General features: G+C 68.0%; 14 protein-coding genes. 2 read left to right on the top strand and 12 right to left on the bottom strand.

All coding sequences use genetic code 11. From position 1 onward, the window contains the following. Window positions 1-91 precede the first annotated feature (91 nt). The 12 genes from CMO28_RS25565 to CMO28_RS25510 form a co-directional block, all read right to left on the bottom strand. Window positions 92-352, bottom strand: coding sequence for a hypothetical protein (locus CMO28_RS25565; RefSeq protein ID WP_296719033.1), 261 nt, complete (start codon window positions 350-352; stop codon window positions 92-94). Window positions 353-376: 24 nt separating this feature from the next. Continuing rightward, entirely contained in the window at window positions 377-1,204 is an 828-nt protein-coding gene (locus tag CMO28_RS25560; RefSeq protein WP_296719030.1) for a TrmH family RNA methyltransferase, read from the bottom strand. A gap of 3 nt (window positions 1,205-1,207) precedes the next feature. Then, window positions 1,208-2,185: an RsmD family RNA methyltransferase gene (locus CMO28_RS25555; RefSeq protein WP_296719027.1), complete on the bottom strand. Its 978-nt coding sequence runs from the start codon at window positions 2,183-2,185 to the stop codon at window positions 1,208-1,210. 140 nt (window positions 2,186-2,325) lie between these two features. Next, complete coding sequence (locus tag CMO28_RS25550; RefSeq protein WP_296719025.1) at window positions 2,326-5,478, bottom strand: hypothetical protein; 3,153 nt, start codon at window positions 5,476-5,478, stop codon at window positions 2,326-2,328. After that, window positions 5,475-6,239 (bottom strand): OmpA/MotB family protein, encoded by a 765-nt coding sequence (locus CMO28_RS25545; RefSeq protein ID WP_296719022.1) that lies wholly within the window; start codon window positions 6,237-6,239, stop codon window positions 5,475-5,477. Before CMO28_RS25545 ends, CMO28_RS25550 begins: the two co-directional genes overlap by 4 nt. Further along, window positions 6,236-6,898 carry a flagellar motor protein MotB gene (locus tag CMO28_RS25540; protein WP_062766232.1) on the bottom strand — a complete coding sequence of 221 codons (663 nt, stop codon included), beginning with the start codon at window positions 6,896-6,898 and terminating at the stop codon, window positions 6,236-6,238. Before CMO28_RS25540 ends, CMO28_RS25545 begins: the two co-directional genes overlap by 4 nt. 50 nt (window positions 6,899-6,948) lie before the next feature. After that, window positions 6,949-7,611 carry a protein phosphatase CheZ gene (locus tag CMO28_RS25535; RefSeq protein WP_062766235.1) on the bottom strand — a complete coding sequence of 221 codons (663 nt, stop codon included), beginning with the start codon at window positions 7,609-7,611 and terminating at the stop codon, window positions 6,949-6,951. A 49-nt stretch (window positions 7,612-7,660) separates the two neighbouring features. Then, complete coding sequence (locus CMO28_RS25530) at window positions 7,661-8,047, bottom strand: response regulator (RefSeq protein ID WP_014744621.1); 387 nt, start codon at window positions 8,045-8,047, stop codon at window positions 7,661-7,663. Between the two features lie 23 nt (window positions 8,048-8,070). Next, window positions 8,071-8,904, bottom strand: a complete 834-nt coding sequence (locus tag CMO28_RS25525; protein WP_296719016.1) for a MotE family protein — start codon at window positions 8,902-8,904, stop codon at window positions 8,071-8,073. Window positions 8,905-8,987: 83 nt separating this feature from the next. Then, window positions 8,988-9,581, bottom strand: coding sequence for a DUF6468 domain-containing protein (locus CMO28_RS25520; protein ID WP_296719012.1), 594 nt, complete (start codon window positions 9,579-9,581; stop codon window positions 8,988-8,990). Next, the gene (gene fliM, locus CMO28_RS25515; RefSeq protein WP_014744618.1) at window positions 9,578-10,684 is read right to left on the bottom strand and encodes a flagellar motor switch protein FliM; all 1,107 of its coding nucleotides are present in this window, start codon (window positions 10,682-10,684) and stop codon (window positions 9,578-9,580) included. The genes CMO28_RS25520 and fliM overlap by 4 nt, the downstream gene beginning before the upstream one ends. A 55-nt stretch (window positions 10,685-10,739) precedes the next feature. Then, entirely contained in the window at window positions 10,740-11,303 is a 564-nt protein-coding gene (locus CMO28_RS25510) for a flagellar basal body-associated FliL family protein (RefSeq protein ID WP_041604843.1), read from the bottom strand. A 387-nt stretch (window positions 11,304-11,690) separates the two neighbouring features. On the opposite strand from CMO28_RS25510, the gene flgF reads away from it, so the two are divergent. Then, a complete protein-coding gene (gene flgF, locus CMO28_RS25505; RefSeq protein ID WP_296719003.1) occupies window positions 11,691-12,410 on the top strand; it encodes a flagellar basal-body rod protein FlgF in 720 nt (239 codons plus the stop codon). A 48-nt stretch (window positions 12,411-12,458) separates the two neighbouring features. Further along, entirely contained in the window at window positions 12,459-13,244 is a 786-nt protein-coding gene (gene flgG, locus CMO28_RS25500) for a flagellar basal-body rod protein FlgG (RefSeq protein WP_014744615.1), read from the top strand. Window positions 13,245-13,250: the final 6 nt, after the last annotated feature.

Below are 13,250 nucleotides of genomic sequence, written 5' to 3'. Positions count from 1 at the left end.
CGGTCACCCCGGGGGCGGAAGGATTGATCGAACAATATGACCGGTCGTCTCAAGCCGTCAAGCAGCTGCGGCACGCGGGCCAGTCTGGGGCCTAACCCATTCGCGGGATGGCGAAACCGGGGTCCTGCCCCGCCGTCAGCGGCGCGGTGATCAGATCGGCGAGGTCAAGCAGCACCGCACGCGCCGGCCTGAAGCCGCCGTCTTCCGCCCCGACCAGCAGCCCGGCATCCAGCAGGGCATCCCGCACCGCCGAGGGCCCGAGCGGCCGGCCTTCGGCGGCAGCGGTCAGAAGATCGATCGCCCCGGGCAGGGCCAGGGCCGCAAAGGCGCGGCTGGTGGCGGCCTCGGTCATCTGCTGGTCCTTCCGCTTGCCCGGTCAGCTTTCTGCCAGCGGCTGGCGGCAGCGCACGACCTCGTAAAGCATGATGCCGGTGGACACCGCCAGGTTGAGGCTGTCGGCGCGGCCCAGCATCGGGATCTTCACCGTCCGGTCGCAGGCCTCCACCATCTGGGGCGGCAGGCCCGATTGTTCATTACCCATCATCAGCAGCAGCGGCGGCCGGTAGTCCACCAGGCGGTAATCCACCGCTGCGGTGAGCGCGGTTCCCACCACCGTGCCGGTCCAGCCGCGGCGCCAGTCCAGGAAGGCCGCCATCGGGGCACGCACGATGCGGTTGACGAACAGCGAGCCCATGGTTGCACGAACCGCTTCCACCGACCAGGGGTCGCAGGTGTCGCCGACCAGGATGACCCCGGCCCCCTTCACCGCATCCAGCGTGCGCAGCACCGTGCCCAGATTGCCGGGATCCTTGATCCCTTCCAGCACCACCCACAGCGCACCGGGTTCGGGCCGGACGTCGGCCAGGGTGAATTCCCGGCGGCGGAAGGCGCCGATCACGGTCTGCGGGTTGTCGCGCCGGGCGATCTTGACCAGAACCTCGGGCGTCACCTCCAGCGCGCGGGCGCCGGTGCCGGCGATCAGCTTCGCCAGCCGCCGCCCGGGCGGCAGATCGCGCAGCCGGTCGACGAAGACCACCTCGTCCAGCGTGAAGCCCAGTTCCACGCCTTCGATCACCGCCCGCAGCCCTTCGACCAGGAACAGGCCGGTCGCCTCGCGGTTCTTCTTCAGGTGCAGCCCGGCCAGCCGCTTCACCGCCGGATTGGCGAGGCTGCTCACCGGCCTCGCATCGATTTCCAAGGTCATGTCTCAGGCTCCGCGAAGGGCGGCGGGCTCGGCCGTCAGCGCCGTATCGGACATCCAGCGGGCGAAGAGCGCGGTGGGCAGCACCCGGCCGGCCGAGAGTTCGGCCGTGGCGATCTCGCCGCAGAACACCCGCCCCTGCAGCCGGCCCATGGTTTCGGTCATCAGCCCGGCCAGCGCCGCCGAGGTAAGGCGCGTGGCATAGGCGGTCAGGATCACGAACATGGCATCGGGGGCGGTCACGGCCGCGACATCGGCCAGGATCGGCGGCAGATCGTCGAACAGCTTCCAGACCTCGCCCTTGGGGCCGCGGCCGTATTTGGGCGGATCGAGCAGGATGCCGTCATAGGTGTTGCCGCGACGGACCTCGCGCGCCAGGAAGCGGCGGGCATCCTCTACCAGCCAGCGGATCGGCAGATCGTCGAGGCCGGCTGCGGCCTGATTCTCGCGCGCCTGATGGATCGCCTTTTTCGAGGCGTCGACATGCACGACCTCCGCCCCGGCAGAGGCGGCCAGCAACGAGGCGACACCGGTATAGCCGAACAGGTTCAGCAGCCGTGGCGGCGGGCCGCCGGCTGCGACCCGCGCGCGGATGCGTGGCAGCATCCAGGCCCATTGCGTCGCCTGTTCGGGAAAAAAGCCCAGATGCCGGAAGGGTGTGAACCGGCCGAGGAAGCCGACGCCTTCGAATGTCATCGGCCAGGTCTCGGGCATGTCGCCGCGAGCGAAGCGCCAGCGGCCGCCGTCGTCTTCCGATGTCCGGTCGGCATCGAACATCGCATCCGCCCGTTCCCACGCCGCCTCGTCGAGCGCCGGACTCCACATCGCCTGGGGCTCGGGCCGGATGACGGTCATCCGACCGGCGCGTTCCAGCTTGCGGCCATAACCGCTGTCGAGCAGGGCGTAATCGGCCCAGCCCTCGGTGATCATCAGCTCAGGCAAGGGCCAGGCGGGATTGCGGGACGGATCGGCGGGCGCGGACAAGATGCGGACGAAGCTCCGGCAGGGACAGGACATGCGATCCCGGCGGCAGACGGCCCGGGACCGGAGGCGCGCATCCTAAAGCCTCGCCGCGGCAGACGGAACCGCAAAGCGGCAGCCGGGATCAAGGGGACGTGCCCTGATCAGTTGATCGTGCTGAGGCGCTGGGTCGCGACCTGCTGGCGATAGGCGGCCAGGAAGCTCTCATAGCTGCCAACCTGCGAGAGCGCCGCGCGGAAATCGGCACTTTCCGGCCGTGCGATCGGGTCGGTCACGAAACGGAAGGCGCCGGCGACGGTGGTGCCGGCCATGCGCTGGCCCAGCTTCTGCCGCAGCTCACGGCGCAACTCGTCATTGCCGGCCAGCACGGCCGCAACCGCGGTCTTCAGCGCCTCGCGCGCGGTGACGTCGTCGACCCGGGCGTCGGGGCTGTTCAGCACCGGCTCGATGACATGGCGATAGGCGGTGGCCGCATCGCCCCATTTCTCCTGGGCCCAGTTGAATTCGGCCCGCAGCCGGCGGGCTTCGGCACCGTCATCCCCCTGGATCGCCGCGAAGGCGCCGGGATATTCGCCCAGATCGGCCAGCGCCCGCGCCTCCAGCCGCTGGCGCTGTTCGACCAGCGACGGGGTCATGTCGGCGGTGACACTGTCCTGCAGGGCCTGGCGCGCACCGGCGGGGTCGTTGTCCAGCAGGCGGATCAGCGCCAGCCGGGCGCCCACCCGCGACTTGTCGGCACCGTTCAGCCGGAAGGCGACCTGATGGCGGAGCAGTTCCGAGGCTTCGTCGAGCAGATCGACCGCGGCCAGCTTGTCGGCCATGATCCGGATCATCTCGTCGCCGCGTTCGCCCACCGGGGTCAGCTCGCGATAGTCGTAGAACAGGGCCAGCGCATCCAGCGGTGCCAGTTTCGAGGCGCCACCATCGACGAACAGCCATGAGAAAGTGTCGCTCATGCGCTTGGCCAGCGCCGCCGATTGCGGGGCGTCGGGATAGTAGGTCACGGCCTCTTTCCAGGCGGCGAGCGCATCATGGTAGTTGCCGGCCTTCTCCTGCATCTCGCCCAGAAGCTGCAGCATGTGCAGCTCGATCTCGTCGCCGCGCCAGTCGAAGCGCAGCTTGTCGATCGCGGCCGCGCCGTCGGCCGGGGTGATTGCGCCGGTATCGACCTCGGTCTGGATCTGCGCCAGGCGGGCCAGAACCGAGACCTTGCGGTCGATGCCCTGGTCGGCGATGGCGCGCCAGCGCTGGATGGCAGCCTCCGGATTGCCGGCCGCCTTGTCGGCCAGACCCGACAGATAATCGGTCATCGCCCGATCGGAGGGCGACAGGTTCATCGACGACAGGTTGTCCAGGATCTCGCGGCCGATCTCCAGCCGGCCGCTGGTCAGCGCCGACTGTCCGATCTGGACCAGCATCCGCACCCTGAGTGCTTCGGGGAAATCGGCCGGCACCTTCACGCCGCCCGAGGCATACTCGCCCACCTGCTGATGGCGTTCCCGCCCGGCCGCCACCGCCGCGCGCCACAGCGCATAGCCGGGATCCTGATCGAAGCGCGGATCGTTGAAGGCGGTCTCGGCCTCGTCGTAATGCCCCTGCATATAGGCCGCGGCCCCCTTCAGGGCCACCACATCCACCCGGTCGGCAATGCCCGGCTCCAGGGCGATCGCGGTTTCGATCACCCCCGCCGCCTCGGCCGCAAAGCCGTTGGCCAGCAGGAAACGCGCCAGCGTCAGCCGCGGCCCGGTGCGCAGCGGCGGCGCCACCGACACGATCGCCTGCTGCAGGGCCTGGCGGGTCTCGGTGATCAGATCGGGGGTGCGCACCCAGCGGGCGAAATCGAACGGATCGCGGCCGCCGATCGCCATTTCGGTCATCAGCCGGGCCGCCTCGGTATCGGTCTCCTGCACCGGGGCCGCCGGGGCCGGCGGCAGGGCAGCCGGCGCCAGCGCCTCGGCCGAAATCGGCAGGCCGCCGCCACCGCCGATCTCCACGCCGTCGCGGCGGCTGGCGACCGGCAGGGTATCCGGCCGCGGCCGGATCGCGACGCCCTGCGCGGTTTCAAGCAGCTCGAAGGGCACGAATTTCCGCGCCGGTACCACCCCGCGTGACGACGCGCGTATCGGTACCAGAATCATGTGGATGCCCGAGACCGGGTCGGTGACGTTGAGCGGTGCTGCACCATCGCTGCCATCAACCACCAGCCCGCCGGTCGTGCCGCCGGCCACCGTCAGCGGCTGGTCGGGCAAGGGGGCGTCTTCCAGCAGCCGCACCCGCCAGATCCCCTCGTCGCGGCGGACATGCGGCCTCAGCCCCGGCCGGGTGTCGAGCCGGAGCACCAGCGCCCGGTCGGGATTGTCGACCACCAGCACCCGTTCGATCTGCCCCGCCGACGGCCCGGTCAGGCTTTCGGTGACGACATTGGCCGGCCGGTCGAAGGCGATCCAGATGGCATCATAGGCTTCGAACACCACCGCGGCCGGGGCATTGCCGCCCCAGTCGAAATCGATCACCACGCCGCGATCGGCGGGCGTGGTGATGATCGTGACACCCGAGGCCTCGGTGCTGCCGGTGCCGGCCTGAAAACCGGGCAGCAGGCCAGGCAGGCCACCGGCAGGGGCAGGCGTCGCGGGGGTGGGGGCAGCGGGGGCCGCCGGCGTGGTTCCCGAGATGTCGGCACCGCCCGGCGCCGCACCCGGCGCGGTCTGGATCTGAACCGGCGGCACCGGCCCGTCGGGCACGGCAGGCGTCGGCGTGGGCGTCGCAGGGGTCGGGCTCTCGCCCACCAGCGTCGCGATGTCGGCGATCGGCTCCCGCCCGGCGGCGCGTGCCGCGGCGTCGGCGGGTTCATAGATGTCGATCACCACACGATTGCCGACATAGAAATGGCGGATGCGGGCATCGGCCTTGACGGTGAAACCGGCCGCGGTGCGGCCGTTGCCGGTCTCCACCGCCGCCGCTGCGACATAGCGGCCAAGGCGCACCGGCACGTCGGTCACATCGATCGTCACCGGTTCCTGAAAGACGATGGTGAGGGCATTGCCCTCTACCTTCACCTCATAGCCGACACGGCCGGTCCAGTCGAAGACGATGCGGCCGAAAGTGGGGTGCAGGCCGGTACGCACGCGGATGGACGGCAGGGTCTGCGCGGCAGCCCCGTCCGGCCGGGCCGCGGCGGCAGGCGCCTGCTGGGCGAAGGCACGGGGGGACATCGACGGCAGGCACAACCCTGCCGCCACCGCCAGCGCGACCGTCAGCCGCGTTACGGGCCCGTACCCTCCCTTCAGATCCCTCACGATCCGAAGCCCTCCGCTTCCGGTTCGTCGATCAGCACGTCGACCCGCCGGCTCTTCGCATAGCGTTCGTCCCTGGGCAGGCGGATATCGACATCGTCGAACCGCGAAGACCCGTGACCATAGACCGCTATCGTCTTCGTGTACCCGCTCTGGCGCAAGGCCCGTGCGACCGAAGCGGCACGATCGATCGACAGTTCCCAGTTGGACGGATAGCGGTCGTTCTGGATCTGGATCGGATCGGTGTGGCCCTCGACACTCACCCGGTTGGCGAAAACCGACAGGCTTTCACCCAGCAGGAACAGCACCCGGCGCGCGCCCGGCACCAGTTCGGCACTGCCTGGCTGAAACAGGCTGTCGGCCGGCAGGGACAGCACCACCCGGCCGTTCTCGCGCCGCAGTTCCAGATCCGGGATGCGTTCCGCCATGGGCAGCTGGGCCAGCTTGGCGGTCATGATCCGGCGCAGATAATCCAGATCCACCGCCCGCGGGATCAGCACGCTCGGCATGTCGACCGAGGCCGAGGGCCGCGGGGCCGGCACCGCCTGGGTCAGGTTCAGCCGCGCGCCGAGCGAGCTTGCGATCTCCTGGAAACGGTCGTCCTGAAGGGAGGACATGGCGAACAGCATCACGAAAAAGGTCAGCAGCAGCGAGACCAGATCCGCGAAAGTGTACATCCAGTCGGCCTTGGCCGGCTCGCCATGGACCGGTCCGTCCTCGCCGCCGGCTCCATCGGCGCCCATCGGATCGTCCAGGCCGCTCATTGTGCGGCCCCCCCGCCCTGAGGGTCGATCTGCGGCGGGGACCCGGCGCGGAACTCGATCACCAGTTCGGGGTCCCTGTGGTCGCCGACACCGGTCGCCAGGATCCGTTCGGGCATGCCGAAGGCGACGGCGGTGCGGGCCAGCACCCCGGCGCGGAGCAGGGATTGCCGGTCGACATCACCACCCGGGCCGCGGGGCAGGCCAAAGGTCACCTCGCGCACCTCGGGCCCGCGGGTGGAGAGCAGATCGCTCACCCGGTCGAGCAGGTCCGAAACCCGCGGCCGCACCCGGGGCTCCCCCTCGGTGAAGACCTCGTCCATCGGCACGCGCACCTGCAGCACGTTGCCATTGTCGAAAGCCTGCACCCGGGCACGCGGGATCGCTGCCTGCAGCAGTTCGAACAGGGCGGTGCGGAAGGCTTCCGAGATATTGCCCGGGCCATAGAGGATCGCGATCCGGTCGAGCCGGCCATCGGTGGCGGTCGAAGAGGCGAAGGTCGACTGCAGGCTGTCGACCGTCGACTGAACCTTCTCTTCGCTGACCTTGGAGATCACGTTCAGCATGATGAAGAAGGACAGGAGAATGAGGTAGAGCCCCAGATACAGGGCCACGTTGCCGTCGGCGTGCCGCCGCTTGGGGCGTGGCGCCTCATCCTCCATTCCCCGTCTCCCTCAGCTTCCCGCCGATCGCAGCATCTGAGCCTCTGGTCTCAATCGAACAGCGCGTCGATGTCTTCCTGGCGGATCGCATCGTCGTTCGACGCCGGCCCTTCCAGCGTCTGATCGTCGTCGACGCGCGAGACCACATCCTTCCAGGTCTTGTGCGACGGGTCGGCCGGGGCCTTCTCGGCCTCGCCCATATCGCCGAAGACCGAGATCATGGCGTCGATCTTGATCTCGATATACTTCAGCGTCTTGACGACCTTGCCGATGCGCTGACCGGTCACGTCCTGGAAGTTGCAGGCCTCGTAGATGCGGGTCACCTGATCGCGCATCCGGTCGGCCGCCTCGCCTTCCATACCGTCGAGCGCGGTCTCGATGGTCTCGACCGCATCCAGGATGTTGCTGGTCGCAACCTCGGTCGCGCCCACGATGGCATCCAGCTCGTCGGTGGCCGACGGGATGTGATCGGTCCGGATCTCATGCGGGCTCAGCTCGGCGATTTCGAGCTTGGCGCGCTGGATGTAGGTCGCGAGTTCGTTCAGTTCGCCATAGAGCTGCAGCTCCTGGGCGGTGATATCGCCATCCATCGTGCCGAGCAGCGCCTCGACCACTTCGGTCACTTCCGAGAGCTGCACGTTCTCGCCGCGTTCGGCACGCAGCGTATCGATACGCTGCTGCAGGTCGGCACGCAGATTGCCTTTGACGTTCATAGCACGGTGCTCCCGATGAGCCTGCGAAAGGACCGGAACCCGCCTGAAATCAGAACGGCCCGAGGACCGCAACAAGCTTCGACTTGAGCGTCTCGGCGTTGAACGGCTTCACGATGTAGTTGTTCACGCCGGCTTCCTTGGCCGCCAGCACGTTCTCGGTCTTGCTTTCGGCCGTGATCATGATGAAGGGGGTGTCCTTCAGCTTCACGTCCTTGCGCACTTCCTTGAGCAGCTGGAGACCGGTCATCGGCTCCATGTTCCAGTCGGAGATGACCAGCCCATACTTCTTCTCGCGCAGCTTGCGCAGGGCCATGCCGCCGTCGGTCGCCTCGTCGACGTTCACGAAGTCGAGCTGCTTCAGCAGGTTACGGATGATCCGCAGCATCGTCTTGTAATCGTCGACGATCAGGATCGGCATGTTGAGGTCGACACTCATAAGGGTCCAACTCCGTTCGTTCTTCAGTTGCCGTTTCCGGGAGCAGCCGGGGTTGCGAGCGTCCCGCCCTCCACTGCACCTTCCGCGCCGGGCGGCAGCTTGCGCCGCTCGGCGAGTTCCGTGGTCACCTCACGCGCGCGGACCGGGTCCATCTGGGCCAGGATCGGCGCGGTGCGGCGCTCTTTCATACGTTCCATCACCTGCATCAGTACCGGCAGGTCCAGCCCCTGGAAGATCCGGGCGGCATCTTCGGGCTCCATCGCCTCGTAGATGCGGACCAGGCGCTGATATTCGCTCTCCTGTGCCTCGCTGACCTTGCCGAGCAGGGACTCGATCTCGGTCTGGATGGAACGGAGCTGGGCGATCTTGTCGTCGATGCGGGTCTCCATCGCCGCCAGCAGCCGCTCGCGCTCGTCGACCCGGGACTGACGTTCGTCAAGCTCGCGGCGACGTTCGGACAGGCGCTGCAGCACGGCCACCTCGCCGCGGGTCAGCTTGCTCACGTCGATCGGCTCGGCCCCCTCGCTCCCCGACGGGACGTCGGGGGTGCGGAAGGCGTCGGTCGCGATCGGACGGTCGGGTGCCGGTGCAGGCTCGGTCGCGGCAGGCTGGGCCGGCGCGGCAGGCTGGGCCGGCGCGGCCGCAGCCGGTGCAGCGCCCCCCTCGGTGCCGGGCTTGCCTTCGGGCGGGGTCGGCGGCACGGCCTGCGCCTCGGCGGGCGCGCCGCCGACACCGATCTCCACCGCCGGATCCCGGCCGTCGAAGATGTCGACCACGCGCACCGACAGCATCAATGCCGCCACGAAGATCGTCGCCGGCAGCAGGCGCAGGCCCAGCGGGCCCGAGCGGCGCTGCACGGCGGCAACACTCGGCCTCGGGTTCGCGGCAGCGGCTTGTGGTGCAGGCGCCGTCGTCCGCCGCCTGCGGATCAGAGAGGCCATCAGTCACCCCCCTTCAGCATGCGCAGGATCGCGGCCGTGGTTTCGGCGCGGCTGCGCTGGGCGCGCGGCTGTGCGGGTTCGGGTGTCGCCGCCGGCCGCTCCGCGCGCAACGGCCGGTCGTCGTCCTCGTCGTCGAAATCATGGGCCTGGGGCTCGGCGGCGCCGTTGCGCCGGGCGGGCCCACCCCGATCGGCAGGCCCGCCCCGCTCGACAGACTCGGGCCGTGCGGAGGCCAGGGGGGCGGCGGCACGGCTCTGCGCCTCCACCCGCGCCACCCGGACAGCGGCTTCCAGCCGGTCGGCCAGCTTGCCGCCATGGTCGATCATGAAGGCCAGATCCTCACGCAGGACCTGCGCCTCGCCGAGCTTGGGCCCGATCTCGTCGGCGGTGGCGGCGCTCGCCGCCTTCAGCCCGGCGATGCCGGCCTCGGCCCGGCGGGTGGCTTCGATGAAATTGTCGATCAGCTTGGGCAGCTCGCTCTGGGCGGCACGCAGCTCCCCCAGGCGCCGGTGCAGGGCGACGCAATAGCCGATGGTGGCGCCCAGCAGCACCACCAGCGTCACGTCGAGAATCATGCCCAGGCTGAAGCTCATCGTGTCATCTTCGACTTGCGCACGCTGTCCTTGAGCTGGACCGCGATGTTATCCATAACCCGCCCCAGACGGCCGCGCGCCAGCGGCACACTGCCGCAGCGCACCAGCACATCGGAATTCGGCCGTGCATTCAGCTTCAGGGTGGTCCCCACCTTGAACCTCATCACCTCGCCCAGGGTCAGGGTCTGTTCGTCGAGCAGAGCCTCGACGGTCACGTTCGTATACCACAGCTCCTGAGCGAGATGAGTCTCCCAGATCGTATCGCGACCGAACTTCTCACCCATGAACATCTGAAGCAGCAGTTCGCGCACCGGCTCCAGGGTCGCATAGGGTATCAGGATCTCCAGTCGGCCGCCGCGATCCTCCATATCCACCCGGAACCGCGCCACGATCGCGGCATTGGCGCCGCGGGCGATGGTCGCGAAGCGGGGGTTGGTCTCCAGCCGCTCGAACTTCATGTTCACCGGGCTCAACGGATCGAAGGCCGCGGACAGGTCGTTCAGCACCACCCGGATCATCTGTTCGACCAGGTTGCGCTCGATGGTCGTATAGGGCCGGCCCTCGATCCGCATGATCGTGGTGCCGCGCCGGCCACCCAACAGCACGTCGACGATCGAATAGATCAGCGAGCTGTCGACGGTGACCAGGCCGTAATTGTCCCATTCCTCGGCCTTGAACACCGCGATCATCGCCGGCAGCGGGATCGAGTTCAGATAGTCGCCGAAGCGGATCGACGAGGTGCTGTCGAGCGAGACTTCGACGTTGTCCGAGGTGAAGTTACGCATCGAAGTGGTCATCTGCCGTTGCAGGCGGTCGAACACGACCTCCAGCATCGGCAGACGTTCGTAAGAGACCAGCGAGCTGTTGATGATCGCCCGGATGCCCGAACGTTCCTCGTCGCCCTCGTCGCCCTGGTCGAAGCCCAGCAGACTGTCGATTTCGTCCTGGCTGAGCGCACGCGTGCCCTCTTCGGCGAAGAGCGCATCGACATCGCCCTGGTCGCCGCCGCCCTCGCCGGAGCCCTCGGCCGCCATCATCGCTTCCCATTCGGCGGCGATGGCGTCTTCGTCGGGGCTGCCGTCTTCGTCGTTGGGATCGGCCATGGACCTGGTCTCCTTCCGGCAGAGGCGGCGTGGCCGGGGCCCCGCCGCCCGCCGCCTACTGGACGAGCATCTCGCGGAACAGCACGTCGTTCACCACGACGGGCCGGGCCGCCACGTTCACCCGGTCGAGCAGCTCCTCGCGGAGGCGGTAGATGCCGGCAGACCCGCTCAGATCCTCGACGCGCATCTCGCGCAGATAGACCTGAAAGCTGTCGATGATGCGCGGCAGCACTTTTTCGACCAGGGGCGTATCTTCCTGCTTCTGGAGTTCGAGGGAAACCTTCAGCTTGAGGAAACTCACACGTTTGCCGCCGGTGTTCAGGTTCACCAGCATTTCAGGGAGATCGTAATACACCGCGGTCAGCGGATCGCGGGCCTGCTGGCCGGCCGGGGCCGCGCCATGGCCGCCGCCTGCGGCGGCCGCAGCGCCGTGCCCGGCCGCATCGCCTTCCGCATGGGCCGCTTCCTCGCCGCCGCCACCTATCATGCCGGTCAGGAAGGCAGCGGCTCCGCCACCGCCGATCAGCAGAAGGGGGAGCAGGATGAAGAGGATCAGCTTTTTGCCGCCCTTCTTCTTCCCCTCGCCCTCGCCGTCCATACCGACTGCCTCGTCCGCCATCTTCCAAGCTTCCCGCTTCTGTCCGTCCCGTCGGAGATCCGGGCACGTGCCTCTGATATACGAGATCGTCCGCCTCTGACGGAGCTGCAAGCCCCGGTGCCGTCCGATCCGCAGGCGCGGCCGTCCTCTCCACCGTTCAGCCGTACCCTAATCGGAACACGGTTAACAAGCTCTTGCGCTGCACCACGGACCGGCAATTTTTTCCGGACCGACCGGCGGTCGACCCGCAGATCCTGCCGCCCGGCAGGGGCAGAGTCGGCTTTCTGCCGCAGACCCATCCATCAACTTTCATATCTTTCAATATCTTACGAGTTTGGCACGCCATCTGCATAGAGGTTCAGCGACCCCGCCGGGATGCCGGCAGCAGAGCGTTTCGAGGCCGATCCGATGCAGAACACCAGTTATGTCGCCCTGTCGCGTCAGATGACGATGGCCCGCGAGCTGGAGCTGGTGGCGAACAACATCGCCAACGCGGAGACCACGGCCTATCGCGGCGAGCGGATGATGTTCACCGACTTCCTCCACGATCCGTCGGATGCGCCCAAGACCCATTTCGCCCGCGACGTCGCGGTCGTCCGCAACCTGGCCCAGGGCCGGCCGATCCAGACCGGCGCGCCGCTGGACGTGATGATCGAGGGCGACGGCTACTTCCAGGTCGAAACCCCCTTCGGCCCCCGCTACACCCGCAACGGCAAGTTCTCGACCGATGTCGACGGCCGGCTGGTGAGCGTGACCGGCGACCCGGTCACGGCGGCGGGTGGCGGCACCATCACGGTGCCGCTGAACGACGGCCCGATCCGGGTCGGCACCGACGGCACGGTCGCAACCGATGCGGGCCCGGTGGCGCAGATCCGGGTGGTGAATTTCGAAAGCGAATATCTGCTGCGCAAGACCCAGTCGGGCCTCTACGCCACCGATTCGCAGCCGCAGGAGGTCGACCAGCCCAAAGTCGTGCAGGGCATGATCGAAGGCTCCAACGTCCAGCCGGTGGTGGAGATGACCCGGATGATGTCACTGCTGCGCGCCTTCGAGGCCGCCCAGAACGTCATCGACACCGAACACGACAACCAGCGCCGCGCCGTCGAGCGCATTCTCCGTCAGGCCTGAGCCGGCTGACCCCAGGACGTACAGGATCGGAAGAGAGAGGCCAGGCATATGAGATCGCTCAGCATCGCAGCCACCGGCATGGTCGCCCAGCAGACCAATGTCGACGTGATCGCGAACAACATCGCGAACATGAACACCGCCGGCTACAAGGTGCGGCGCCCGGAATTCCAGGATCTGCTCTACCAGAACCAGCGCCGCGTGGGCTCGGCCTCGTCGGATGTGGGCACGATCGTGCCGTCGGGCGTGCAGATCGGCCTGGGCGTGCGAACCGCCTCGGTCTACCGCATCACCCTGCAGGGCCCGCTGGAGGTCACCGACAACCCGCTCGATCTCGCGATCCAGGGTGACGGCTATTTCCGGGTGGCGCTGCCCAATGGCGACGATGCCTATACCCGCGCCGGTTCTTTCCAGCTGTCGCCCCAGGGCGCGATCGTCACCGCCGACGGTTTCACCGTTCAGCCGCAGATCGTGATCCCGGCCGAGGCCACCGAAATCTCGATCAACCCGACGGGCGAGGTTCAGGTGAAGCTGGCCGGCCAGGTGGATCCGCAGAATGTCGGCCAGCTGGAACTGACCATCTTCCCGAACGAAGGCGGCCTGGAAGCGCTGGGCAACAACCTCTTCGCCCAGACCCCGTCTTCGGGCGAGCCCGCCAATGCCGTGCCCGGCACCGCCGGCTACGGCACCCTGCTGCAGGGCTATATCGAGCGCTCGAACGTCGACCCGGTGAAGGAAATCACCAACCTGATCACCGCCCAGCGGGCCTACGAGATGAATTCCAAGGTCATCACCGCCTCGGACGAGATGTACTCCACCGTCACCAAGCTGCGCTGATTGCCT

This window comes from Tistrella sp. (genome assembly GCF_002684955.1).
Classification (GTDB): Bacteria; Pseudomonadota; Alphaproteobacteria; order Tistrellales; family Tistrellaceae; genus Tistrella; species Tistrella mobilis.
Note: the sequence above shows the minus strand (reverse complement) of the source record. Positions and strands in the feature narration are given on the sequence as shown.